At 70.8% G+C, this 23772-nt stretch carries 19 protein-coding genes; 7 read left to right on the top strand and 12 right to left on the bottom strand.

The window, feature by feature from the left end; genetic code table 11:
- Positions 1–81: 81 nt before the first annotated feature.
- The 5 genes from STSP_RS26925 to STSP_RS26905 all read right to left on the bottom strand — a co-directional run bounded on the left by STSP_RS26925 (position 82) and on the right by STSP_RS26905 (position 7061).
- Positions 82–1050 carry an aminoglycoside phosphotransferase family protein gene (locus STSP_RS26925; RefSeq protein ID WP_067283244.1) on the bottom strand — a complete coding sequence of 323 codons (969 nt, stop codon included), beginning with the start codon at positions 1048–1050 and terminating at the stop codon, positions 82–84.
- Positions 1051–1301: 251 nt separating this feature from the next.
- Entirely contained in the window at positions 1302–1868 is a 567-nt protein-coding gene (locus STSP_RS26920) for a helix-turn-helix domain-containing protein (RefSeq protein WP_067283240.1), read from the bottom strand.
- Positions 1869–2106: 238 nt separating this feature from the next.
- Positions 2107–3105: a hypothetical protein gene (locus tag STSP_RS26915; RefSeq protein ID WP_078067544.1), complete on the bottom strand. Its 999-nt coding sequence runs from the start codon at positions 3103–3105 to the stop codon at positions 2107–2109.
- A gap of 172 nt (positions 3106–3277) precedes the next feature.
- Positions 3278–5902, bottom strand: coding sequence for an ABC transporter permease/substrate binding protein (locus STSP_RS26910; RefSeq protein ID WP_067283238.1), 2625 nt, complete (start codon positions 5900–5902; stop codon positions 3278–3280).
- Entirely contained in the window at positions 5895–7061 is a 1167-nt protein-coding gene (locus STSP_RS26905) for a quaternary amine ABC transporter ATP-binding protein (RefSeq protein ID WP_078067543.1), read from the bottom strand. Before STSP_RS26905 ends, STSP_RS26910 begins: the two co-directional genes overlap by 8 nt.
- Positions 7062–7362: 301 nt before the next feature.
- On the opposite strand from STSP_RS26905, the gene STSP_RS26900 reads away from it, so the two are divergent.
- The 3 genes from STSP_RS26900 (at position 7363) to STSP_RS26890 (ending at position 11222) form a co-directional block, all read left to right on the top strand.
- Entirely contained in the window at positions 7363–8313 is a 951-nt protein-coding gene (locus STSP_RS26900) for a 5'-3' exonuclease (protein WP_232789807.1), read from the top strand.
- Between the two features lie 167 nt (positions 8314–8480).
- Positions 8481–9329: a siderophore-interacting protein gene (locus tag STSP_RS26895; protein ID WP_067283232.1), complete on the top strand. Its 849-nt coding sequence runs from the start codon at positions 8481–8483 to the stop codon at positions 9327–9329.
- A gap of 312 nt (positions 9330–9641) precedes the next feature.
- Positions 9642–11222 (top strand): amino acid permease, encoded by a 1581-nt coding sequence (locus STSP_RS26890; protein WP_067283230.1) that lies wholly within the window; start codon positions 9642–9644, stop codon positions 11220–11222.
- Here STSP_RS26890 and STSP_RS26885 read toward each other — a convergent pair.
- Positions 11219–11830, bottom strand: a complete 612-nt coding sequence (locus STSP_RS26885) for a GNAT family N-acetyltransferase (protein WP_107441407.1) — start codon at positions 11828–11830, stop codon at positions 11219–11221. The genes STSP_RS26890 and STSP_RS26885 overlap by 4 nt on opposite strands.
- Before the next feature lie 134 nt (positions 11831–11964).
- Here STSP_RS26885 and STSP_RS26880 point away from each other — a divergent pair, with 134 nt between their 5' ends.
- The gene (locus STSP_RS26880; RefSeq protein WP_078067540.1) at positions 11965–12987 is read left to right on the top strand and encodes an RluA family pseudouridine synthase; all 1023 of its coding nucleotides are present in this window, start codon (positions 11965–11967) and stop codon (positions 12985–12987) included.
- On the opposite strand, the gene STSP_RS26875 is transcribed toward STSP_RS26880, so the two are convergent.
- From STSP_RS26875 to STSP_RS26850, 6 genes are all read right to left on the bottom strand, one after another.
- Positions 12981–14492: a cytochrome P450 gene (locus STSP_RS26875; protein ID WP_067283226.1), complete on the bottom strand. Its 1512-nt coding sequence runs from the start codon at positions 14490–14492 to the stop codon at positions 12981–12983. The genes STSP_RS26880 and STSP_RS26875 overlap by 7 nt on opposite strands.
- Before the next feature lie 25 nt (positions 14493–14517).
- Complete coding sequence (locus STSP_RS26870) at positions 14518–15132, bottom strand: GTP-binding protein (protein WP_067283224.1); 615 nt, start codon at positions 15130–15132, stop codon at positions 14518–14520.
- Complete coding sequence (locus tag STSP_RS26865) at positions 15113–15487, bottom strand: DUF742 domain-containing protein (protein WP_067283222.1); 375 nt, start codon at positions 15485–15487, stop codon at positions 15113–15115. Before STSP_RS26865 ends, STSP_RS26870 begins: the two co-directional genes overlap by 20 nt.
- Entirely contained in the window at positions 15484–15891 is a 408-nt protein-coding gene (locus STSP_RS26860; protein WP_067283220.1) for a roadblock/LC7 domain-containing protein, read from the bottom strand. The genes STSP_RS26865 and STSP_RS26860 overlap by 4 nt, the downstream gene beginning before the upstream one ends.
- Complete coding sequence (locus STSP_RS26855) at positions 15888–17513, bottom strand: ATP-binding protein (protein WP_078067539.1); 1626 nt, start codon at positions 17511–17513, stop codon at positions 15888–15890. Before STSP_RS26855 ends, STSP_RS26860 begins: the two co-directional genes overlap by 4 nt.
- A 372-nt stretch (positions 17514–17885) precedes the next feature.
- Entirely contained in the window at positions 17886–18518 is a 633-nt protein-coding gene (locus STSP_RS26850; protein ID WP_067283216.1) for a TetR/AcrR family transcriptional regulator, read from the bottom strand.
- A gap of 162 nt (positions 18519–18680) precedes the next feature.
- Between STSP_RS26850 and STSP_RS26845 the strand changes: the two genes are divergently transcribed.
- Genes STSP_RS26845 through uca form a run of 3 tightly spaced genes read left to right on the top strand, consistent with a single transcriptional unit; the run spans position 18681 to position 23721 of the window.
- The gene (locus STSP_RS26845; protein WP_067283214.1) at positions 18681–19505 is read left to right on the top strand and encodes an urea amidolyase associated protein UAAP1; all 825 of its coding nucleotides are present in this window, start codon (positions 18681–18683) and stop codon (positions 19503–19505) included.
- Positions 19502–20158: an urea amidolyase associated protein UAAP2 gene (locus STSP_RS26840; protein WP_067283212.1), complete on the top strand. Its 657-nt coding sequence runs from the start codon at positions 19502–19504 to the stop codon at positions 20156–20158. The genes STSP_RS26845 and STSP_RS26840 overlap by 4 nt, the downstream gene beginning before the upstream one ends.
- Entirely contained in the window at positions 20155–23721 is a 3567-nt protein-coding gene (uca, locus tag STSP_RS26835; RefSeq protein WP_067283211.1) for an urea carboxylase, read from the top strand. The genes STSP_RS26840 and uca overlap by 4 nt, the downstream gene beginning before the upstream one ends.
- Positions 23722–23772: the final 51 nt, after the last annotated feature.

Raw genomic sequence — 23772 nt, 5'->3', positions numbered from 1 at the left:
GCCCCTTTGGGGCGCTGCCGGGCCGCAGCGGACCTCGCCCCCAGCCTGCTTAGCTCGGCTATTGCCGACGGCTTCCGAAGCTTAGCGCTGCTTCCTGCGGCTCTTCCGCAGGCGCTTCCTGAGCCACTCCAGGGCGGCGACGCCCTGCGCGTACTGGAAGGCCCTGACCGTCGGCAGCCCGGGCGGGGCGGGCCGGCGGGCCTGCTGCACGAAGAAGCCGGCGAGGGCGGCGAGCACCGAGGTGACACCCCTCGGGTCGGCGTCCCTGCCCAGCGGATGGCTGGTGAACACCTCATCGGGGTCCGGGCCGCCCTGGGCGCGTACGCACGGCAGCATGACGAGCAGGTCGAACCACGGCGCGGCAAGCGACGCGTGCGGCCAGTCGACGAAGACGACGCGGTCGTCGTCGGTAAGCAGCATGTTGTCGGCACGCAGATCGCCGTGCGCGAGCGTGTCGCCCGCGGCGAAGTCGGCCCACGGGGCGGCCAGTTCGGCGAGCTCGGGCAGACGGCGACGCGCCCACGGATCGACGCTGTGGGTGTCCCCCGCGGCGATCAGCTGCTCCCAGCCCCGGAAGGCCTCCGCATGGCGCTGGGCCACGGTCGGGGCCTCGACGGGCGACGGGCTCAGGGCGTGCGCGAGGTCGTTGACGGCGTCGAGGACTCGGTGGAACTCGTCCTCGCGCCATGGCACGTGGGGTTGGTGTCCAACGATGTCCTCGTAGACGAGGGCGACCCAGGTGCCGTCGTCGTAGGTGCCGAGGAGGCGGGGCGCCGCTATGGTCTCGGGCAGGGCGGCGGCGTTGCGCGCCTCGGTGCGGTGCATGTCGGGGCTGTCGGGGTTGGCCTCGGCGCTCACCGCCTTCACGAAGGCGCGGCGGCCGTCGGCGAGACGGATGCGGGCGGCGACGCCCGGTGAGAAGCCGCCGCGCTGGGTGGCGGCGTCGATCACGGGGGCGCCGAGCACGTTGGCGACGGCGCCGCGCACGTGGACCGGGAGGTGCTCCCAGGGGGTGCGGACTCCGCCGGCCGGAGGGGCGGTGAGAGTCATGTGCGCCATGATTCGCGCCCTCTTGGGCGCGCGCTACCGCATTTTTGGTTGGCAGGGCGGGGGTGGCGCCCGCCTTTTCGGCGGGCGCCGGGGCCGTTAAGCCGCGGGGCGGCCTGGCCGGGGGTTACGCCGTTCGGGGGACGCGACGGTTTGGCGTACCCGCCGTCGTGGGGCTGTGCCCACCCGTTCCGCCCTGCGGAACGATTGCCCACAGCGGTATGGGCGCGGCCGAGCAAGACCCGATCAACCGGTCAGCGGCGTGGGTCCTCCGCCGCCTCGATGTACTCCGCGACCGACACGACGAGTACGCGTGTGTCCGGCACGGTGGCGCGCCAGCGGTGTCTGGCGCCGCCGGTCAGGTACAGGGTGTCGCCGCGGCCCAGCCGGTAGGCCCTGCCCTCGGCCTCCACCTCGACCGCACCGTCGGCCACGTACATCAACTTGTCGTTGCGGTGATGGAACTCCCGGCCGGCGTCGTGGTCGCCGGTGAACTCCAGGGCGTGCATCTGGTGGCGGCCGGTCACCAGGGGACGTACGCGGGCTTCGCCGGCGGGGCCGGGAGCCTCCTCGGCCCGTACGACGGCGACGCTGCGCGCCGGGTCGGCGGCGGCGAGGAGCTCCACGGCCGTGGTGCCCAGCGCGTCCGCGACCCGCTGGAGGGAGCGCATGCTGGGGCGCGCACGCTCGTTCTCCACCTGGCTCAGGAACGGCACGGAGAGACCGCTGCGCTCGGCCACGACGGCGAGGGTGAGCTCCAGTGCCCTGCGCCGCCGCCGGACGGCCGCGCCCACCCGAAGGGGTTCTTTGCTGTCGTCCATCGCTTCGGCTCCCTCCTGTGCATCGTCATGGCCGGTCTTTCAGGGACTCCCCGGGGCTCCCCGGACCAGGGGATTCTCCGGGCCGGACCGGGTGACCCCCACGAGCCCGGTGCGGACTCCGGGCCCTGAGGACTTCTCTGCACCCTACGCATGTTCGGCAAACGGTTTCATCTGCCCGTCACATCCTTGTCAACACAATGGCGGGTCGTTCCCACTCACCCTGGCGCCCGCCGGATGCTCACAGGGTGCGCCAGTACAGCAGCTGGCCCGACTCGCCGGGCGCCGCTCCCTCCTGTGGAACGAACAAGCTCATCAGCAGTGCCGGGCGGCCGTTCGGAGCAGTGATCAGGGTCGCCGAGGGATTGGCGAAGGCGCGGCTGCCGCCGTGGGTGCGGATGGCGAGCCGGTCAGCGCGGCCGGTGTCAGGATCGTATGCAAAGGTGCCCCAGCTCGCGAAGTCGTTCCGCCACCGCTGCCCCTCGATGAGCACCACGCGCAGGCCATGGAGCCGCAGAAGGGCGCGGTCGCCTATGTTCCCGGCGTTGCCCCACGACTGGACGGCCCGGTCGAGCCGGTGGTCGGGCTCGGCGTGCCAGTGGCTGAAGTCCGTGAGAGTGGCGCGAAGTTGGCGGTCGGTGTCGCAGTCCGCCCGGTAGTGTCCGGTGAGCCGGATTGTGTCGCCCCGGACGGCGGTGATGCTGGGGGTGCCCTCGGCGCAGCGCGAGAGGGTGCGGCGGGCGTCGTACGCCCAGTCGGCCCGGCCGGCGAGCAGCGCGCCGAGATCGTCGTAGCCGCGTACGGCGATGTGGTTGTCCGGGTCCTTCTCGTAGGCGAGGACGTAGCCGCCGGTCCCGTCGTGGGCGAGCGAGGCCTGGTGGGTGCCGGGGCCGAAGTCGTGGCGGCGGTGCCAGTGCAGCAGGTCCATGGAGGTGGCGACGGACGCGTGGAAGCGCCCGTCGGCGAGGAGCGTGTGGTAGACGGCGAGGTAGGTGCCGTCGGGGGCCTGTTCGATCTGCGCGGCGTCCATGGAACGGCCGGTGTGGTCGGCCAGGCCGTAGCGGTATCCGTCCGCGGTGCGCACGTCCCCGGCCAGCTGCGCGAGGCGGGCGGTGGCGGCGGAGGCGGGCGCCGCGCTGGCCTTGGGTATCTGCGACAGCAGCAGCACCGCGGCGACGAGGACGGCCACTGCGGCGGCGAGGCGCACGGGCCGGAGGGGGCTGCGGGCAGCGGCGGTCACGTATGTCGTCTTACGGTCGGCGGGACGGGGCGGGATGGGGTGGCATGGGACAGGTGGGGCTTACGAGGCAGTGCCATCGCAGCGTACGAAGGCCCGAGGCACCGCGGGAACGCCGTGAGGGGTGGGCTTCGCCACATCGGCGAGCCCACCCCTCACACGAGGTCCGGTCCGGTTACTGCGGAGCCATCCGGTCCACGACCCCCGGGTTCTCCTTCACCCAGGCCGCGACGGCCTCTTCCTCGTGGCCCTTGCCGCGCTTCTTGATCTCGTTCTCCAGGCCGGCGAGCTCGTCCTCGCTCATCCTGAAGTCCTTGAACCACTTGGTCAGCTGCGGGTACTGCTTCGGGAAGTCCTTGCTGGCGATGGTGCGGATCGTGTCGCCCTTGCCGAACAGGCCCTTGTCGTCCTTCAGCTTGGTCAGGTCGTATTCGCTGTACGCCCAGTGCGGCGTCCAGAGCATGACCGCGATGGGCTCCTTCTTGGCGTACGCGCGCTTGAGCTCGGCCAGCATGCCGGGCGTCGAGCCGTCGACGACCTCGTACTCCTTGTCCAGGCCGTAGCCGGGCAGCACCTTCTCCTTGAGCAGCTGCATCGTGCCCGTGCCCGGCTCGATGCCGATGATCTTTCCGTTGAAGGTGTCGCCCTTGCCCTTGAGGTCCTCGAGCGACTTCACGTCCTTGACGTAGCTGGGGACGGCGATCTCCAGGGACGTCGGCGAGTACCAGCTGCCGAGGTCGGTGAGGTTCTCGCCGTACTTGTCCCAGTACGACTTCTGCGTGTAGGGCAGCCAGCCGTCGAACTGCACGTCTATCTCGCCCCGGGACATGGCCGTGTACATCGGGCCGACGGCGAACTGCTTGAGGTTCATCGTGTAGCCGCGGTCCTCGAGGACGTGCTTCCACAGGTACGTGATCGCGATGTCCTCCTCCCACGGGAACCAGGCGACGTTCAGCGGCCGGGCGGCCTCGCCCTGGCCCTTCGCGCCCTTGGCGGACTTCGCCACCGGGGCCCACTTGTCGACCAGGCCCGGGTTCTGCTTCAGCCAGGTGCGGACGGCCTGCTGCTCCTTGCCCTTGCCGGCCTTCTGGATCTGCGCCTCGAGACCGGTGAGCTGCTCCTCGGTCATCTTGAAGTCCTTGAGCCACTTGCCGACCTCGGGGTTCTCGTCGGCGAACCCCTTGCGGGCCAGGGTGTGGATCCCGTCGCCCTCGCCCCAGGCACCCTTGGGGTCCTCGAGCTTCTTCAGGTCGTAGTCGCTGTAGGCCCAGTGCGGCGACCACAGCGTGACGACGATGGGCTCCTTCTTGGCGTACGCGCGCTTGAGCTCGGCGAGCATCGCGGGCGTGGAGCCGTCCACGACCTCGTACTCGCCCTCCAGGCCGTACTCCTTCAGGACCTTGTCCTTGAGCAGGCCCATCATTCCGGCGCTGGGCTCGATGCCGACGATCCGGCCCTTGAACTCGCCGCTCTTGCCCTTGAGGTCCTCGAGCGAGTCGATGCCCTTCATGTACGAGGGCACGGTGAGCTCCAGCGACGTGGGGCCGTACCACTTGCCCATGTCGTCGAGCTTGTTCCCGTACTTCTTCCAGTACTTGGCGTGCGTGACCGGCAGCCAGGAGTCGGTCTGGAAGTCGATCTGCCCCTGGGCGAGGCCGGTGTAGAGGGGCCCGGCCGCGTACTGCTTGGTGTCGACCTCGAAGCCGCGCTGCTCCAGCAGCTCCTTCCACAGGTAGGTGGAGGCGATGCCCTCGTCCCACGGGATGTAGCCGATGCTGACCTGCTTGCCCTTGCCGACGTCCGTGGACGCCGCGGCGGTGTCGGAGCTGGTGGCGGAGCCGAAGATGCCCATGCCGCCCGCGACGAGCGCGAGGACGACGACGCCGACGACCGCGACCGCGGGGCGCGGACGGTGGTTCCAGATCTTCAGACCGCCGACGGCCGCGCGTGCCTTGGCGGCGGCGCGGCGGCCCAGCGGCGAGAGCTGGCTGCCGAGTCCGCTGGTCATACGGTCGAGGTAGATCGCCAGGATGACGATGGCGATGCCCGCCTCGAAGCCGAGGCCGACGTCGAGGTTGCCGATCGCCTCGTTGACAGCGCCGCCGAGACCGCCGGTGCCGACCATGCCCGCGATGACCACCATCGACAGGCCCAGCATGATCACCTGGTTGACGCCGGCCATGATCGTGGGCAGCGCGAGCGGCAGCTGCACGCGCAGCAGGGTGTTGCGCGGCGTGGTGCCGAAGGCGTCCGCCGCCTCGACCAGCTCCTTGTCGACCTGGCGGATGCCGAGCTCGGTCATCCGAACGCCCGGAGCCAGCGCGAAGATCAGCGTGGCGACGATGCCGGACGGCACGCCCATGCCGAAGAAGAGGATGGCGGGGATGAGGTAGACCATCGCCGGCATCGTCTGCATGAGGTCGAGGACGGGCCGTACGAGGGCGCTGACGGTGCTGGAGCGGGCCGCCCAGATGCCCACCGGCACCGAGATGACCAGCGCGATGATGGTCGCCACCAGCACGAGTGACAGGGTCGACATGGCGTCGTCCCATAGCTCGAGCGAGTCGATCAGCGCGAAGCCCGCGAAGGTGAGGACGCCCGGCACGAGGCCGCGCAGCCACCAGGCGATCACCGCGAGGATGCCCACGAGGAGCAGCGGCTCGGGGGCGGACAGGACGGCGTTGATGCCGTCGTACATGCCGTCGACGACCGCCTTGATGGCGTCGAACAGCCAGGCCATGTGGTTCACGAGCCAGTCGACGCCGTCGTTGACCCAGTCGCCGAGATGGATCCTAGGCACCGGCGATCACCTTGCCCTCGGCGTCGTCGCCGCTGTCTGCGGCGGCGGCCTGTGCGGGGATGGCCACGGCGGTACCCGGCGGGTCCGCAGGGGCCATCGGCTCGCCGAGCACGGCCAGCAGCCGGGCGCGCGGTACGACACCGACGAGCTCGCCATCGGCGTCGGTGACCGCGACCGCCACGCCGCTGGTGGAGCAGGGGGTGAACAGCTCGATGATCGGAGTGTCCTCGGAGACGGTGGCGGGCGCCGCGTCGAACACGTCCTGCGCCGTGCGCAGCTCCGTGCCGTCGGGCGTCGTCGTGCCGTACACGGTCTCCGGGTCGGCCATGATCGCGCCCGCGGTCAGGACCCGGGAGCGGTCGACGTCCTGAGTGAAGGCCGCGACGTAGTCGTTGGCCGGAGTGACCAGGATGTCCTCGGCCGTACCGATCTGGACGATGCGGCCGTCGCGCATGACGGCGATCCGGTCACCGAGACGCATGGCCTCGTTGAGGTCGTGGGTGATGAAGACGATGGTCTTCTTCAGGGTCTTCTGCAGCTGGAGGAGCTGGTCCTGCATGTCGCGGCGGATCAGCGGGTCGAGCGCGCTGAACGACTCGTCCATGAGCAGCAGGTCGGCGTCCGTGGCGAGCGCGCGGGCCAGGCCCACGCGCTGCTGCATACCGCCGGACAGCTCGTCGGGCCAGGACTGCTCCCAGCCCTTGAGGCCCGCGAGCTCCAGCGCCTCGGTGGCGCGCTTCTCGCGCTCCGCGCGCGGGACGCCCTGCACCTCCAGGCCGTAGGCGGCGTTGTCGAGGACGCTGCGGTGCGGGAACAGCGCGAAGTGCTGGAAGACCATGCTGATCTTCTTCGAGCGGACCTCGCGCAGCTCGCGCGCGCTCAGCGCGGTCAGGTCCTGGCCGTCGAAGAGCACCTTTCCGGCCGTCGGCTCCAGGAGTCCGTTGAGCATGCGCAGCAGCGTGGACTTCCCGGATCCGGACAGACCCATGACGACGAAGATCTGACCGGGTTCGACCGTGAAGGACGCGTCGATGACCGCGGCGGTCGTGCCGTCGGCACGCAGCTCCTCACGGTCGGCTCCCTGACGGAGCCTCTCCACCGCGGCATCTGGTCGTCTGCCGAACACTTTGTACAGGTGCTCTGCTTGCAGCCTGGACACATAAACCTCTCGCGTAGAACGAACACGGCCCGCCTCCCCCGCCGGCGGGCCGTGGAGCGGCGCGGGGTCCGCCCGCCTGACCGACCGACTTCGACCGAGTTGGTTGAAAGTGCGACCGGGTCCGCCCCGGCTGCGCGCCTGCCCTCATTGGTGTAGGCCAAACGCAGGAGTGGTTCAGTTCACAGTCGGGGCATTCACAGTGGGGCATCGAGTGCCCCTGCCGCATGGCGTGGGCTGTCAGTGCCGTGCGGCAGTGGCTGCCAGCGCCGTACGGCATGGGCTGTCAGTCCCGTGCGGCATGATGCGGAACGTGACTCAGCGAACGCGACGGCTCATGCTCCTCGACACCGCATCCCTGTACTTCCGGGCCTATTTCGGGGTCCCGGACTCGGTGAAGGCTCCGGACGGCACCCCGGTGAACGCCGTGCGCGGCCTGCTCGACTTCATCGACCGCCTGGTCCGCGACCATCAGCCGGACGACCTGGTGGCCTGCATGGACGCGGACTGGCGCCCGCAGTGGCGCGTCGAGCTGATCCCGTCGTACAAGGCGCATCGTGTCGCCGAGGAGGTGGAGGTCGGTCCGGACGTGGAGGAGGTGCCGGACACGCTCTCGCCGCAGGTGCCGGTCATCGAGGCGGTCCTGGACGCGCTGGGCATCGCGCGCGTGGGCGTCGAGGGGTACGAGGCGGACGACGTGATCGGCACGTACGCGACGCGTGCCGCGGGCCCGGTCGACATCGTCACCGGCGACCGCGACCTCTATCAGCTCGTCGACGACAAGCGCGGGGTGCGCGTGCTGTATCCGCTGAAGGGCGTCGGCACCCTGCAGGCCACGGACGAGGCGTGGCTGCGCGAGAAGTACGGCGTGGACGGCCCGGGGTACGCCGATCTGGCGCTGCTGCGCGGCGACCCCAGCGACGGGCTGCCCGGCGTGCCGGGAATCGGCGAGAAGACGGCCGCGAAGCTACTCGCGCAGTACGGCGACCTCGCCGGGATCATGGCCGCGGTCGACGACCCCGCGTCCGGCCTGACGCCGGCGCAGCGCAAGAGGCTCGACGAAGCCCGGCCGTACCTTGCCGTAGCGCCGACGGTCGTCCGGGTCGCCGCGGACGTGCCGCTGCCGGACGTGGAGCTCGCGCTGCCGCGTGTTCCGCGCGACCCGGGCGGGCTGGACGCGCTCGCGGCGCGGTGGGGCCTTGGCGGCTCGCTGCAGCGGCTGCTCTCGACTCTCCAGGAGGGTGTTTCGGACTGAGCAGGAGGGCGCTTCGAACTGAGCAGGAAGGCGCTTCGGACGGAGAACGACCAAGAAACAGCCAAGAAACAGCAAGGTGAGGCGAAGTTGTGGCGTACGAGGTGAGGCAGATTCCGGGTGGGGATGTTAACTTAGGCTAGCCTAAGCACGTCACCTTGGAGGCCGTCATGGCAGAGCGTCCGGCACGCCGGGCCCCTAAGCCCCACTCCGCCCGCGTGGTCCGCACCGAGCGGCTGACCCCGCACATGCAGCGTGTGGTCCTCGGCGGCGAAGGGCTGGCCGACTTCACGGCGGGCACGTGTACCGACCACTACGTGAAGCTCCTGTTCGGGCCCGAGGGCGTGATCTACCCGGAGCCTTTCGACATGGAGCGGATCCGCGCGGAGTTCCCGCGCGACCAGTGGCCGGTGACGCGTACGTACACGGTGCGCGCGTGGGACCCGGAGCACCGCGAGCTGACGCTCGACTTCGTGATCCACGGTGACGAGGGGCTTGCCGGGCCCTGGGCCATGCGTGTCCAGCCGGGCGAGCTCGTGCGCTTCCTCGGCCCGGGCGGCGCGTACGCCCCGGATGGGGACGCCGACTGGCATCTGCTGGCGGGCGACGAGAGCGCACTGCCCGCGATCGCCGCCGCCCTCGAGAACCTGCCGGAGGGCGCCGACGTCCGCGCCTTCGTGGAGATCGCGGGCCCTGAGGAGGAGCAGAAGATCGACACCGATGTGGAGGTCGTCTGGCTGCACCGCGGGGACCGCCCCATCGGCGAGGCGCTGGTCGAGGCCGTACGGGCGCTGGAGTTCCCGGAGGGCCGGCTCCACGCCTTCGTGCACGGCGAGGCGGCCTTCGTGAAGGAGCTGCGCCGTCTGCTGCGGGTCGAGCGCGGCATCCCGCGCGAGGACCTGTCGATCTCCGGTTACTGGCGGCTCGGCCACAACGAGGACGGCTGGCAGGCCGCCAAGCGCGAGTGGAACGCCCGCATCGAGGCCGAGCAGGAGACGGCCGGAGCGGCTGCCTCCTGAGACCTCGCTCGCAAGAAGCGCCGGGCGGACTGGAATTCAGTCCGCCCGGCGCTTTTCGCACGTTCGGCGCACGCTCGGCCTGCCGCGAGGGGCGTGAGGAGTTCGGCCCCCAGCAGATACGGCTGCGTCATGCCCGTGAAACACCCCGTCCCTAATTTCTGTCACCCGACAGGAATGGCGACAGGGATCAACGCAGGCTGACGGGAACGTCGTCGTACCGACTGTCACTGTCGTCCGCCCCGGCTGTCGCCCCCGACCGGGATGTCGCCCGCCAGAACTCCCGCGCCGCCTCCGCGAAAGCAGGTTGCCGCCATGACAAGCTCCGCCCCTGCCGATCTCCGTCCCGATCCGCCGGTACCCACGGACGCCGGCGACTCCTCCCTCGCCGAGTTCGGCTACCGCCAGGAGCTGCACCGCAGCCTCGGCCGCTACGCTTCGTTCGCCGCCGGGTTCTCCTTCATCTCGGTGCTGACCACGGTCTTCCAGTTCTTCGCGTTCGGCTACGCCTTCGGCGGCCCGGTCTTCTTCTGGACCTGGCCGGCCGTCCTGCTCGGCCAGCTGATGGTGGCCGCGTGCTTCGCCGAACTCGCCGCCCGCTACCCGATCTCGGGCGCGATCTACCAGTGGTCGTCCCGCCTGTCGACGCTGACCTTCGGCTGGTTCGCCGGATGGATCATGGTCATCGGGCAGATCGTGGTGGTCGCGGCGGCGGCGCTCGCCCTGCAGATGGTGATGCCGGCGATCTGGTCCGGTTTCCAGCTGGTCGGCGGCGACCCGACGCCCACCTCGCCCACCGGTGCCGCCAACGCGGCGGTGCTCGGCGTGATCCTGCTGGCCCTCACCACGCTCGTGAACGTCGTCGACAACCGCGTGATGTCCGTGGTCAACCGGGTCGGCGTCACCGCGGAGATCATCGGGGCCGTCCTGATCATCGTGCTGCTCCTGACGCACTCCGAGCGCTCTCCGGGCATCACCTTCCACACGGGCGACGGCGCCCAGGGCGGGCTGCTGGGGGCGCTGCTCGTGGGCTCCTTCATGGCGGCGTACGTGATGATCGGTTTCGACAGCGCGGGTGAGATGAGCGAGGAGACCCGCAATCCGCGGCGGACCGCGCCCCGCACGATCCTCACGGCGCTCGGTGCCGCGGGCCTGCTGGGCGGCCTCATCGTCCTCGGCGGTCTGCTCGCCGCGCCCAGCCTCACGGACGGGCACCTGGCCGTCGACGGCCTGAGCTACGTCCTGACCAGCAGCCTGGGCGACGGCGTCGGCCGGTTCCTGCTCGCCGACGTGGTGGTGGCCATTGCGGTGGCGACCCTGGCGATCCAGACGGCGGCCTGCCGGATGCTCTTCTCGATGGCCCGCGACGGACAGCTCCCCTGCTCGCGGCTGCTCGCCAGGGTCAATCCGCGCACCGGCATGCCGAGCGCGCCCGCCCTGGTCGTCGGCCTCCTCGCCGCGGCCCTGCTGCTGCTCAACTTCGCATCGCCGGAGGCGTTCCTGGCGATCGGCACCACCTGCATCGTGATGCTGTACCTCGCGTACGCCATGGTCACCGGGCCTCTGCTGGTACGGCGCCTGCGCGGCCAGTTCCCGGGTGCCGCCGCCGACGCAGTGGACGAGGAGGGCCGGCCGCTCTTCTCCCTCGGCCGCTGGGGCGTACCGGTCAACGGACTCGCCCTGCTCTACGGCCTGTTCATGACGGTCAACCTGGCATGGCCGCGCGCGGACGTGTACGACCCGGCGGGCGGGCACTGGTACTTCCAGTGGTTCACGGTGCTGTTCCTGGGTGTGACGCTCGCCGCCGGTGCGGGATACCGGCTCTACCGGAGCCGCGTCATCCGGCGGACGCCCACCGCGGAGCCGACGCCGACCACCGCGGCGTCGGGGATCTAGAACACCGGCCGGCGGTCACGGGGAACCGGATCGCCTTGGACGCGTGCGTGCAGGTGCATGTCGTGCCAGCCATCCGCGTGCAGCTCGGCGCTGCGCTTGGTGCCTTCCAGGGCGTAGCCCGTCTTGGTCGCGACGCGGCAGGAGGCCTCGTTGCCGGTGGCGTGGGTGAGTTCGAGGCGGTGAAGGCCTATCTCGTCGAACGCCCAGCGGGTGAGCGCGGTGACGGCTTGAGGGGCGACGCCGCGGCCGCGGGCGTGCGGCATCGTCCAGTACGCGATGTAGGCCACCCCGTCGGCGAGTTCGATGGCGCGGAGCGCGACCCGGCCCACCAGCTGGTCGGAGTCCGCGTCGGCAACCGCCCAGAACGCGTGGCGCTCGCCCTGCCAGGCCTGCCGCCACTCCTCGATCCAGGCGGCGGTCTCGGCCTCCGACTCTGCGGTGAGGGCATGCCACTGGTGCATCGTGGGGTCCTGGAAGGCCTCCAATACGGCGGGCGCGTCGCTGTCCGCCCAGGGGCGCACGACCAGACCGCCGTCTGTCGTCAGGGTCGGCTGCTTACGCCCGGCCAGTGTGCCGGGGGCAACCACGTCGGGGATCAAGGAAGGCATGGGGCGCATCCTGCCAGCGGGTGGGGTGACCGCCCAGCGATTTTCGGCCCCCAAGCCTCTGACGTCCAGGAGGCCCGTGGACCACCAGTCACCGGCCACCGGCCACCGACCACCGGCGGTTACCCTCGACCCTGATGAGACGCAGGCCCCGTATACCCCCCGCCCCGCTGCCGCAGCGCCACGGCGTCGATCCCGTTCGGGTTCGGCTGCCCATGGGTGGCGGCTGGGGCACCGTGCGGGACCATCTCGTGGAGCGGCTGGCGGCCGGGCCGGGCGTGATCGACCGGATGCTGCGCGACGGACTGATCGTCGGGGCGGACGGGCGGGCCGTGGCGCACGATGCGCCGTACGAACCCGGGCTTTTCGTCTGGTTCCACCGCGAGCTGACGCCCGAGGTGCCCGTGCCCTTCGACGTCGACGTCGTGTACCGCGACGAGCACATCGTCGTCGCCGACAAACCGCACTTCCTCGCCACCACCCCGCGCGGCAGCCATGTCTCCGAGACGGCACTGGCACGGCTCCGGTGTGACCTGGGGATCCCCACGCTCGGTGCCGCTCACCGGCTTGACCGTTTGACGGCCGGTCTCGTGCTGTTCACGGTGCGGCCGCAAGAGCGCGGCGCGTATCAGACGCTGTTCCGGGACAAGCGGGTGCACAAGGAGTACGAGGCCGTGGCCGCGTACGATCCCGGGCTCGCGCTGCCCCGTACGGTCCGCAGCCGTATCGAGAAGGAGCGCGGGGTCATGGCCGCCCGCGAGGTGCCGGGCGAGCCGAACGCCGAAAGCCGGGTCGAGCTCGTGGAGCACCGGGACGGGCTCGGGCGGTACCGGCTGCTGCCGAGGACCGGACGCACCCATCAGCTGCGGGTGCACATGAACGCGCTGGGCGTGCCGATCCTCGGCGATCCCGTCTATCCGGTGGTGGCCGACCCCGTGCCGGACGGTGACTTCCGGCGGCCGTTGCAACTCCTGGCGCGGGTGCTGGAGTTCACGGATCCGGTCACGGGGTGGTCTCACCGGTTCGTCAGCGAGCGCCTCCTCGGGGCCTGGCCGGATCCCGCCCGGAACGGCCGGTCGGCCCTGCCCGGCAGTGGGCGTGGCCGACCGGCCGGCGCCGACCCCGGCTCCCCGGCCGACGGTCAGTCCGACGGTCAGTAACCGCGCCACCAGCGGAGCAGGCGTTGCAGCGCTCCCCTGGGCGGCTCCTCATCTCCTGCGGGCGGGGCCGCCGGGATCGGTGCCAGTCGCTGCTCGGACCGGTCCTCTGCCGAGGCCTGGGCCGGCACAGTGGCAAGCGAGCGCTGCGCCGGGGCCGGGGTCGACACCTCCCACTCCGAGCGCGGCGCCGGCACGCCGCCCATGGTGGGCCGCAGCTTCACGTCCTGCTGCGGGCGCGGCGTGAACGTCACCGGCAGTTCGACGAGGTGCCGGGCGATGATCGTCTGCCGCCAGCGCAGCTCCTTCTCGTCCACGGCGAGCTCCGCATCGGGCAGGCGCATCAGCAGCGCGTCGACGCCGATGTCCGCGATGGCGCGGGCGATGTCCTGCCCCGGGCACTCGTGGGCCCCTCCGCCGAACGCGAGATGGGCGCGGTTGCCCGCCATGCTGGCCTTGGGGTCGGGGCGGACCACCGGATCGAGGTTGCCTGCCGAGGAGACGTACATGAGCGCGTCGCCGGCCTTGATCTGCTTGCCGCCCAGCTCCGCGTCCTGAATGGCGGCGTAGGCCAGCTGGGCGCTCATCGGAGGCTCGTCCCACAGGGACTGCTCGATCGCCTCCGGCACCGTCATCTGCCCGCCGTTGAGCTGGGCCCGGAAGCGAGGGTCGGTGAGCACCATGCGCAGCACGTTGGCCATGAGGTTGGCCGTTCCCTCGTGCGCCGCGATGAGCACGACCCGCAGGTTCTGGGCCACCTCGTCGTCGGCGAGCTGCGCGGGATGGGTGAGGAGCCGACTGGTGAAGTCCTCCTTGGGATCGGCCCGGCGCCGTGCGGTGTGCCTGTTCAGGACCTCCATGACGTACTCGTTGCTGGCGACGGCGGTCTCGCTGCCCTTGGTCATGTCGCGGCCGGCCTGGACCAGGCGCTCGTTGTACTCGTCGGGCATGCCGAGGACTTCGCACATCACCGCCATCGGCAGATGCTCGGCGAACTGGCTGACCAGGTCGGCCGTGCCCGTCTCGCAGAACTCGTTGACCAGGCGCTGGCTGCTGCGGTGGATGAAGCGCCTGAGGCCTCGGTCGTCGATGGCCGCCAGGGCGTCGTTGATCGCACCGCGCACCCTCTGGTGTTCGGCGCCATCGGCAAAGGAGATGAGCGGCGCCCACGTGACCATCGGCGCCAATGGATTGTCAGGCCTGAACGTGCCGTCCTGCACCACGCGCAATCGGCGCGAGTCACGCGTGAAGTGCGTGCGCGTGCGGAGCATGTGGAGCACCTCTGTGTGGCCGATGACCGCCCAGATCGGTACGTCGTCGTGGACCAGGACGGGCGCGACCGAGCCGTGTTCGGCGCGGAGTTTCTCGTAGATGCCCGCCAGGTCGGCGTCGGCCTCGGGTCCGTACAGTCGGCGCAGGCCGCCGGGGCCGAGGCCGTGGGCGGGGCAGCCGGGCGGCGGGGAGCTCGGTTCGTCCGCGCCGCGAGGGGAGTGTGATGGCGTCGTCACGATGTCGCTTTCGGATCGGTCGGGTTCAGGCGGGGGACATGGTCAGGGAGTGCAGGTAGCGCGTGAGGGTCATCAGGACGTCCCGGCTGGAGGCTCTGCGGCGGGCATCGCACTTGATCATCGGTACGTCCGGGGGAAGGTCGAGTGCGGTGCGCAGCTCGTCCATCGGATAGCGGGGCGCGTCGGGGAAGTCGTTGATCGCGACGACGAAGGGCACGCCGCGCTCTTCCAGGCGCCCCATCACGTCGAAACTGACTTCCAGACGGCGGGTGTCGACGAGCACGACGGCGCCCAGAGCCCCCTCGAAGAGGCCGTTCCAGAGGAACCAGAACCGCTCCTGTCCAGGCGTGCCGAACAGATAGAGCACCAGCTCGTCCGTGATGCTGATACGGCCGAAGTCCATGGCGACGGTGGTGGCCGTCTTGGTCTCCGAGCCGTAGTTGTCGTCGACTCCGATGCCGGCCTGGGTCATCGTCTCCTCGGTGGTGAGCGGCCGGATCTCACTGACCGACCCCACCATCGTGGTCTTGCCGACCCCGAATCCACCGACGATCACGATCTTCACCGCGGTCGTGGCGGTGTCCGGCAGAGTGTCCTCGGCGCGGGGGCCCACGATCGTGTCAGAGTTTTTGAAGTCCATGCATCACCGCTTCGAGGAGTGAACGTTCGGGGAGTGCGGAGCGGACGACCGGAGCGCGGGACTCCACCAGATCGGCCGCGAGGAGCTCGGTCACCAGCACGGTGACCACACTGAACGGCAGGCCGAGATAGGCCGAGATCTCGGCCACGGACAGGGGCCTCTTGCACAGCTTCAGCAGTGCGGTCTGCTCCGGCGCGGCGGTGGGCGGCGCTTCCGACCGTGCGACGATCAGTGCCACCAGGTCGAGTGGCGCCCGCTGGGTTCCGTCGGTGCCGCCCGTGATCACATAGAGCCGTCCCGGGTCCTGCTCCGTTCCCGGCTGAGGTGCGCGTCGTTCGCGTTGCGGAGGAGTCATACGGCCTGCCCGTCGCGCCGCGGCGGACTGGTCAGATGGGCCCCGATGCGGACGACGAGGTCGCGCATGCGGCTGCTCAGGAGGCCCGCGTCCACCGTCTCGGCGGCGAGCACCGCCAGGTAGGCGTTGGGCCCCGCGGCCATCATGTAGAAGAAGCCTCCTCGGACCTCGATGATGACCATGCGCATCTGGCCGTCGCTGTCGGGGATCTCGGTGGCCACGGCACCGGCCAGGCTCTGCAGACCGGCGCAGGCCGCCGCGAGCCGGTCGGCGGCGTCGGCGTCACCGCCGTGGCGGGCGATGCGCAGCCCGTCGGCGGAGAGGACCACGATCTGCCGGATCCCCCCTACGCCGTCGGACAGTTCCTTGAGCATCCAGTCGAAATTGGCCCGTTGCTGAATCACTTGAGGTCCCCCTCGTCCTCGGTGCTGTAGTCGTCTGCCCGGGGCTTCGACTCGACTGCGCCGGGCGTGCCCTGCTGGTCTCCGCCGCCCTTGAGGCCGTTCATGAACGCCTCGACCCACAGACCGGGCGCGGGCTCCTCCTTCTCCGGCTCGCGCGGCGGCGGTGCCTGGCGCTGGCCGGGGATGGCGGCCCTGGCCTCGGCGGCCCGTGCTTCGGCTGCCTCCCGTTCCTTGGCGGCACGTGCCTCGGCGTACCGCTCGGCCAGCGGGGTCTTGTTCCGGCTGCGGCGCTGCGGCAGGCCGGTGGCCGTCCACTCGGTGACGACGGGGATGTCGTCCTCCAGGGCGGAGAGAGGAGTCGGCGGACCCGAGGTCGGGCGGCGCTTCTTCGGCGCGCGCTCAAGCTCCTGGATGGGATTGCCGTCGTTGTCCACGCGGGGCACGGCGGATGCGCCGATGCCGTGCGCGAGGGCCGGTGCGGGCGCGCCGGTCAGCATGTCGCGCGGGACGATCAGCACCGCACGGACGCCGCCGTACGCGGACTGCCGCAGGGAGACCTGCATGTTGTACATCGCCGAGAGGCGGCCGACGACGGCCAGGCCGAGCCTCGGGGTCTCGCTGAGGCTTTGGAGGTCCATGCCCTCCTGTGCCTCGGCGAGCATGGTCTCGGCCCGCTTCCTGCCCTCCTCGCTGAGACTGACGCCGCCGTCCTCGATCTCGATGGCGATGCCGGTCTGCACTTCGACGGCGGTGACGTGGACCCTGGTCTGCGGTGGCGAGTAACGCGTGGCGTTGTCGAGCAGCTCGGCGCAGGCGTGGATGACCGGTTCGACGGAGATGCCGTTGACGGCGACCTTGGCGATGGACTCGAGGTCGACGCGGTGGTAGTCGAGGATGCGGGACATGGCGCCCCGCAGCACGCTGTAGAGCGGGACGGGCTTGGGCCACTGGCGGCCGGGGCGGGAACCGCCGAGCACCGCGACGCTGTCGGCGAGCCGGCCGATCAGCGCGGTGCCGTGGTCGAGGCGCAGCAAGTCGTCGAAGACCTCGGGGGTGCGCCCGTGGTCCTCCTCCATCTCGCGGAGTTCTACGGACTGCTGGTGGACGATCGCCTGCACGCGGCGTGCGATGTGGACGAAGGCGCTCGCCGTCGCGTCACGCATGGCTTCGCCGCGCTCCAGGATGTCCAGCACGGTGCGCAGCAGCTTGCGCTGGGGGTCGGGGAGGTCGCGGTAGTCGGGGTTCTGGTCGATGACGACGCGCATGGCCTCCGCGGGGGACTCGCCCTGCTGCACCCGGTAGAGCGTGTCCGGCAGGAGCTGCTTGCCGATGTGTTCGGTCTGCGCGTCGTACAGGGCGACGCGCCGCTCGAGGTACGCGAGCCGGTCCGCGTACTGCCGGTGCAGCCGCTTGACGGTGCGGCCGCGGCGCACTGCCTCGACGGCGACACCGAGCACCATGAGGGCCCCGATACCGCCGCACAGGCCGACGGCCATCCGGGCCGGTTCCGGCACGGTGGCGACGGCGGCCCCGGTCGCGGCGGCCATGAGTATGGCCGGTAGCAACAGCACGCGCGCGTAGGGGACTTCTCGGCCACCGGGAGGCGATTGAACACTCACCATGTATGCCCTCTAAAAACGGTTGACTCGGGGTGATCTGGACGGACTTGCCATGAGTTGCGGCGGATGACGGAGACATGCAGGGGGAAATATTCGAACTACCGGGATTCTTTGGGAACAAGCGCACGATTTAGCCGCAACTCGGTGCGCTGTGGGCGAGCTTAGTCCGAGCGGATCATCGCGATGTCATATTCCGCAAGCACCTGAAATGCCCTGCGGCGCGGGAATACACTCGGGCCCATTTGCACGCTCGGCATTCAATCGAACACGTGCGGTAATCGTGGTCGGGTATGCGAAGTACGCACCGTCGCACGCTGAAGGCGGACCGTTTCTGCAGGCCACGGAGCAGATCGGGCGCTCCGGCCTGGCCGGCGGTCAGATTCCGGCGATGCGCAGCGCCGCGTCCGCAGTCGCCTCGGCGAAGGCCGACACAGGCCGTTCGGGATCGGAACGGTGGATCAGGATGACACCTTCGATCAACCCGAAGAGCAGATCGGTACGGAGTGCGAGCTCACTCTTTCCGAGGGTTTTCCCGACGTCCGTCGCGGCCAGCAACTGCCGGTAGGCGTCCTTGAGTTCGGCTCGTACGGCATGGAATCCGGCGAACCGTTCGGAGCGCACCTCGGGCAGGAGGTAGAGCCCGCCGAGATTGTGCGGACCGCCGCACAGCAGCTCCACGTCGGAGCGGCACAGCTGCCACAGCCGGCGCTCGGCGGGGGACACATCGTCCGCGAGCAGCCGGCGGGCGAGGGTCAGCGAGGGCGTGACGGTGGACTCCAGCAGCTCGGCGAGGAGATCCTCCTTGCCGGAGACGTAGTGGTACATGGTCGCCTGGCGCATGCCCGCACGCTCGGCAAGCGCGCGCGTGGTCGTGGCGGCGTATCCCCGGGTGGTGAACAACTCGGCCGCAGCGGCGAGGAGTTCGTCGCGCGGAGACAGCCCGCTGTCCGGCCGCTGAGCGGCGCGCGGCCTGCCGACCCGTCCCCGTGGTCCTCCCGTGGTGCCCATGGCGTCGATCGTCGCACACCGCTGCACAACCCAGGACGGGCTGTCCGGGTGAGGGATCGGTAACCGTGGCGCAACAGCCGGGCAATCGCCGTGACGCCTTCCGCCCCTAATTTCTGTCGAGCGACAGAAACACTCTTCGAACGCCGAGCCGGAGGTCCCGCGATGGCGACAGCGACCACGTACGGAGCCCGCGACCATGCCCGCGCCCAGGAGGGCACCCATGCCGACGCCATGCCGGTCGTGCCCGCGAGCTCCTGGCCCGCGCCGCCCTGCGAGGCGGGCCATCTGGTGTGGGCGGAGACGGTGGCGGGCGGCAACTACACCCACCGGGTACTGGCCCGCGGCACCGAGCTGCGCCTGACGGACCTGGCGGGCGACGCCTGCGCCCACCTGCTGCTGTTCGCGGCGGACCGGCCGTGGGAACGGCTGAACGTGGCCGACACGGTCAAGGTCCAGTGGAACGCCTACCTCGCCGAGGGCCAGCTGCTCCTGTCCGACCAGGGCCGTGTCCTCGCCTCGATCATCGCGGACACCTCCCGGCGGCACGACGCGCTGTGCGGCACCTCCACGCTCGTACGGAACACGGAGCGGTACGGCGACGGGACGCCGCAGTCGGCGTCGCCCGCGGGCCGCGAGCTGTTCAAGCTGGCAGCCGCGAAGAACGGCCTGTCCGCGCGGGACCTGCCGCCGTCGCTGTCCTTCTTCCAGGGCGTGGAGGTCCGCGAGGACGGCGCCCTCGACTTCACGGGGTCCGTCGGCCCCGGCGCGAGCGTCACACTGCGGGCCGAGCAGGGCGTCACCGTGCTGATCGCGAACGTGCCGCACCCGGCCGACCCGCGCGAGGCGTACACCAGCACCCCGCTGGAGGTGCTCGCCTGGCGAGCAGGCCCGACGGGGCCGGACGACCCGCTGTGGGACGCGACCCCCGAGGGCCGCCGCGCTTTTCTGAACACTGCCGAATTCCTCGCCGCGAGGGGGCTCGCATGACCCACAGCGCCGTCACCGCCAGCACCGTCACCCGCAGCACCGTCGTTCCGGCCCGGGCCGCCTGGTCGGCCGTGCTCGCCGCGGGCGAGACGCTCACCATCACCGATCTGCACGGCAACCAGGCCGTGGACTTCCTCGTCTACGACGCGAAGGACACGTCCGTCCGCTACAGCGCCCCCGACACCATCCACGCGCAGGGCAACATCTTCCTGACCACGGGCAGCGTGCTGATGTCGAACGAGCACACACCGCTGATGACGGTGGTGGAGGACGAGGTCGGCCGCCACGACACGGTCGGCGGCGCCTGCTCCAAGGAGTCCAACACCCTGCGGTACGGGCACCACACGTGGTCGCAGCACGCGTGCGTGGAGAACTTCCTGGCCGAGGGCCACAAGTACGGCCTCGGCAAACGCGATCTGGTCTCCAACGTGAACTGGTACATGAACGTGCCGGTGGAGAAGGACGGCACGCTCGGCATCGTCGACGGCATCTCCGCGCCGGGCCTGAAGCTGACGCTGCGCGCCGAGCGCGAGGTCATCGTGCTCGTCTCCAACTGCCCGCAGATCAACAACCCCTGCAACGGCTTCGAGCCGACCGCCATCGAGATGACCATCGGTGCCGCGGAGGCCACCGGCGGGACGGGCGCCGCATGAGCTTCGACACCCTGCTGGTCGCCAACCGCGGCGAGATCGCGGTCCGCATCATCCGCACGGCCAGGGAGCTGGGGCTGCGTACCGTCGCGGTGTACTCCGACCCGGACCGCGCCGCGCCCCACGTCCGGCTCGCCGACCGGGCCGTACGACTGGGTCCCGCGCCCGCCAAGGAGTCGTACCTCGACGCGGACCTCGTGCTGAAGGCGGCCAAGGACTCGGGCGCGGGCGCCATCCATCCCGGATACGGATTCCTCTCCGAGGACGCGGAGTTCGCTCGGCGCTGCGAGGATGCCGGGATCGCCTTCGTCGGGCCGACGCCCGCGCAGCTGGAGCTGTTCGGAGCCAAGCACACCGCGCGGGCGGCGGCCGAGGCGGCGGGCGTGCCGCTGGCGCCCGGCACGGGCCTGCTCGCCGATCTCGCGGAGGCTCTGGAGGCGGCCGAGCGCATCGGCTACCCGGTCATGCTGAAGGCGACCGGCGGCGGTGGCGGCATCGGCATGTCGGCCTGCCGCTCGGCCGCCGAGCTGACCGGCGCGTGGGAGCGGGTACAGCGGGTCGCAGCGGCCTCGTTCTCGTCCGCGGGAGTGTTCGTGGAGCGGCTCGTGGAGCACGCCCGCCATGTCGAGGTGCAGGTCTTCGGCGACGGCGAGGGCCGCGTGGTCACCTTCGGCGACCGGGACTGCTCGCTGCAGCGCCGCAACCAGAAGGTCCTGGAGGAGGCCCCGGCGCCGGGCCTGCCGGACCGGGTACGCGAACAACTGGCCGCATCCGCACGCGACTTGTGCGCGAGCGTCGGCTATCGCTCGGCCGGAACCGTGGAGTTCGTCTACGACGCGGCGCGTGAGGAGGCGTACTTCCTCGAGGTCAACACACGCCTCCAGGTCGAGCACCCGGTCACCGAGGAGATCTACGGCGTCGATCTGGTCGCCTGGATGCTGCGCCTCGCACAGGGCGAGACGGGCGTCGTCCAGGACCCGGGCCAGCCGCGCGGCCACGCTGTCGAGGCCCGCGTCTACGCCGAGGACCCCTCCCGCGACCACCGACCGAGCTCCGGCCTGCTCACGCGCGTGTCGTTCCCCGAGGACGTGCGCGTGGACGGCTGGGTCGAGACGGGCACGGAGGTCACGACCTCGTACGACCCGATGCTCGCCAAGGTCATCGCGTGCGGGGACGACCGCGCCGACGCGCTCGCGAAGCTGGACGCCGCGCTCGCCGCGACGCGAGTCGACGGCATCGAGACCAATCTCGGACTGGTAAGGGCGGCACTGGCCGACGACTCGTTCCGGTCGGCGACGCATTCGACGGCGACGCTTGCGGGGGTGAGCGACCCGACGCCGCGGATCGAGGTGGTGTCCGGCGGCACGCTGACCACGGTCCAGGACTGGCCGGGCCGGACGGGGTACTGGCAGGTCGGCGTGCCCCCGTGCGGCCCGATGGACGAGCTGTCCTTCCGGCTGGGCAACCGGGCGCTGGGCAACGAGGAGGGTGCACCGGGCCTGGAGTGCACGCTCCAGGGGCCAGCCCTGCGGTTCACGCACCCGACCACGGTGTGCGTCACGGGCGCGCCGGCACCGGTGACCGTGGACGGCGAGCCGGTCCCCCAGTGGGAGCCGGTGACCGTGCCGGGCGGGGCCCTGCTGGAGATCGGCGCGCCTGCGGAGCACGGCCTGCGGACGTATGTCCTCTTCGCGGGCGGCGGCCTGGACGTCCCGGCCTTCCTGGGCAGCGCCTCCACGTTCACACTGGGCCGCTTCGGCGGGCACGGCGGCCGGGCGCTGCGCACGGGCGATGTGCTGCACGGCGGTACGGTCACGGACTCGGGCGACCCAGTGGCGGTGGCCGACCGTCCGGTGTTCGGCTCGGAGTGGCACATCGGCGCCGTCGAGGGCCCGCACGCCGCGCCCGAGTTCTTCACCGAGGACGACATCCACGACTTCTACGCCGCCGACTGGAAGGTCCACTTCAACTCGGCCCGCACCGGCGTACGGCTGGTCGGCCCGAAGCCGCGCTGGGCGCGCACGGACGGCGGCGAGGCGGGCCTGCACCCGTCCAACATCCACGACACGCCCTACTCGGTCGGAGCCGTCGACTACACCGGCGACATGCCGGTCCTGCTCGGCCCCGACGGCCCCTCGCTCGGCGGATTCGTCTGCCCGGCGACCGTGGCGAAGGGCCAGCGCTGGAAGCTGGGCCAGCTCCGGCCGGGAGACGTGGTGCGCTTCGTCCCGGTGACGGTGAAGACGGCGGCGCGCCTCCGCCGGACGCCCGCACTCGCCCCGGTCGCGGACCGCGCGGGGATCACCGACGGTGGCATCCTGGCCCGGCACGGCGACGTGACGTACCGCCGCAGCGGCGACGACAACCTGCTCGTCGAGTTCGGCCCGATGCAGTTGGACCTGGCGCTGCGGATGCGGGTGCACGCGCTGATGGAGGCCGTGGCGGCGGCCGGTCTGCCCGGCATCACGGACATCACGCCGGGCATCCGCTCCCTCCAGATCCAGACGGACCCGGATGTGCTGCCGCAGCACGAACTCCTCGACGCTGTACGCGAGATCGAGTCCGGCCTCCCACCCGCCGACGAGCTGGTCGTCCCGTCCCGGACCGTCCACCTCCCGCTCTCCTGGGACGACCCGGCGACCCGGGAGGCCATCGCCCGCTACATGGCGGGCGTCCGCGACGACGCCCCGTGGTGCCCCTGGAACATCGAGTTCATCCGCCGCGTCAACGGCCTGGACTCGGTCGACGACGTCTACCGGACCGTCTTCGACGCCGAGTATCTGGTGCTGGGCCTGGGTGACGTGTACCTGGGCGCGCCGGTCGCGACCCCGCTCGACCCGCGCCACCGCCTGGTCACGACGAAGTACAACCCAGCCCGCACCTGGACGGCGGAGAACTCCGTCGGCATCGGCGGCGCGTACCTGTGCATCTACGGCATGGAGGGCCCCGGCGGCTACCAGTTCGTCGGCCGTACGACCCAGGTCTGGTCGGGCTGGCAGCAGCGCGGCGCCTTCGAGCCCGGCTCACCGTGGCTGCTGCGGTTCTTCGACCGCATCAAGTGGTATCCGGTCGAGGCGGACGAGCTGCTGGAGCTCCGCGCGGACATCGCCTCGGGCCGCTTCGTACCGAAGATCGAGGAAGGCGTCTTCTCCCTCGCGGAGTACGAGAGGTTCCTGGCCGACAACGCCGACTCCATCGCCGAGTTCCGCGCCCGCCAGGGCGCCGCCTTCGCCGCCGAGCGGGACGCGTGGGAGGCGGCGGGCGAGTTCACCCGCGCCGAGACGGCAGCGGCCCCGGCCGCGGCACCTGCGGAGGTGACAGTCCCGGAGGGCGGTCGCCTGGTGGAGGCCGAGTTCGCCGCGTCGGTGTGGCAGGTGAACGTACAGCCGGGCGACACGGTGACGTCGGGGCAGCCCTTGCTCGCTTTGGAGGCGATGAAGATGGAGTCCCGAGTGCACTCCCCCATGGACGGCGTGATCCTGGAAATCCTGGCGAGGCCTGGAGACCAGGTGGAGGCCGGAACGGCCTTGGTAGTCGTAGGCCCAGCGAGTTCAACGGGACGCTGAACGTTCCTCGGTTTGTGGGCAGGCGTTCCGCAGGGCGGAACGGGTGGGCAC

Source organism: Streptomyces jeddahensis (assembly GCF_001642995.1).
Taxonomy (GTDB): Bacteria; Actinomycetota; Actinomycetes; order Streptomycetales; family Streptomycetaceae; genus Streptomyces; species Streptomyces jeddahensis.
The sequence above is the reverse complement of the archived record's forward strand: the minus strand, read 5'-3'. Positions and strand labels throughout refer to the sequence as shown.

Coding starts and splice junctions, on each gene's coding strand:
- STSP_RS26925 (WP_067283244.1), bottom strand. CDS start 1,050: ATGACTCTCACCGCCCCTCCGGCCGGCGGAGTCCGCACCCCCTGGGAG.
- STSP_RS26920 (WP_067283240.1), bottom strand. CDS start 1,868: ATGGACGACAGCAAAGAACCCCTTCGGGTGGGCGCGGCCGTCCGGCGG.
- STSP_RS26900 (WP_232789807.1), top strand. CDS start 7,363: ATGCGGAACGTGACTCAGCGAACGCGACGGCTCATGCTCCTCGACACC.
- STSP_RS26895 (WP_067283232.1), top strand. CDS start 8,481: ATGGCAGAGCGTCCGGCACGCCGGGCCCCTAAGCCCCACTCCGCCCGC.
- STSP_RS26890 (WP_067283230.1), top strand. CDS start 9,642: ATGACAAGCTCCGCCCCTGCCGATCTCCGTCCCGATCCGCCGGTACCC.
- STSP_RS26885 (WP_107441407.1), bottom strand. CDS start 11,830: ATGCCTTCCTTGATCCCCGACGTGGTTGCCCCCGGCACACTGGCCGGG.
- STSP_RS26880 (WP_078067540.1), top strand. CDS start 11,965: ATGAGACGCAGGCCCCGTATACCCCCCGCCCCGCTGCCGCAGCGCCAC.
- STSP_RS26870 (WP_067283224.1), bottom strand. CDS start 15,132: ATGGACTTCAAAAACTCTGACACGATCGTGGGCCCCCGCGCCGAGGAC.
- STSP_RS26865 (WP_067283222.1), bottom strand. CDS start 15,487: ATGACTCCTCCGCAACGCGAACGACGCGCACCTCAGCCGGGAACGGAG.
- STSP_RS26855 (WP_078067539.1), bottom strand. CDS start 17,513: ATGGTGAGTGTTCAATCGCCTCCCGGTGGCCGAGAAGTCCCCTACGCG.
- STSP_RS26850 (WP_067283216.1), bottom strand. CDS start 18,518: ATGGGCACCACGGGAGGACCACGGGGACGGGTCGGCAGGCCGCGCGCC.
- STSP_RS26845 (WP_067283214.1), top strand. CDS start 18,681: ATGGCGACAGCGACCACGTACGGAGCCCGCGACCATGCCCGCGCCCAG.
- STSP_RS26840 (WP_067283212.1), top strand. CDS start 19,502: ATGACCCACAGCGCCGTCACCGCCAGCACCGTCACCCGCAGCACCGTC.
- uca (WP_067283211.1), top strand. CDS start 20,155: ATGAGCTTCGACACCCTGCTGGTCGCCAACCGCGGCGAGATCGCGGTC.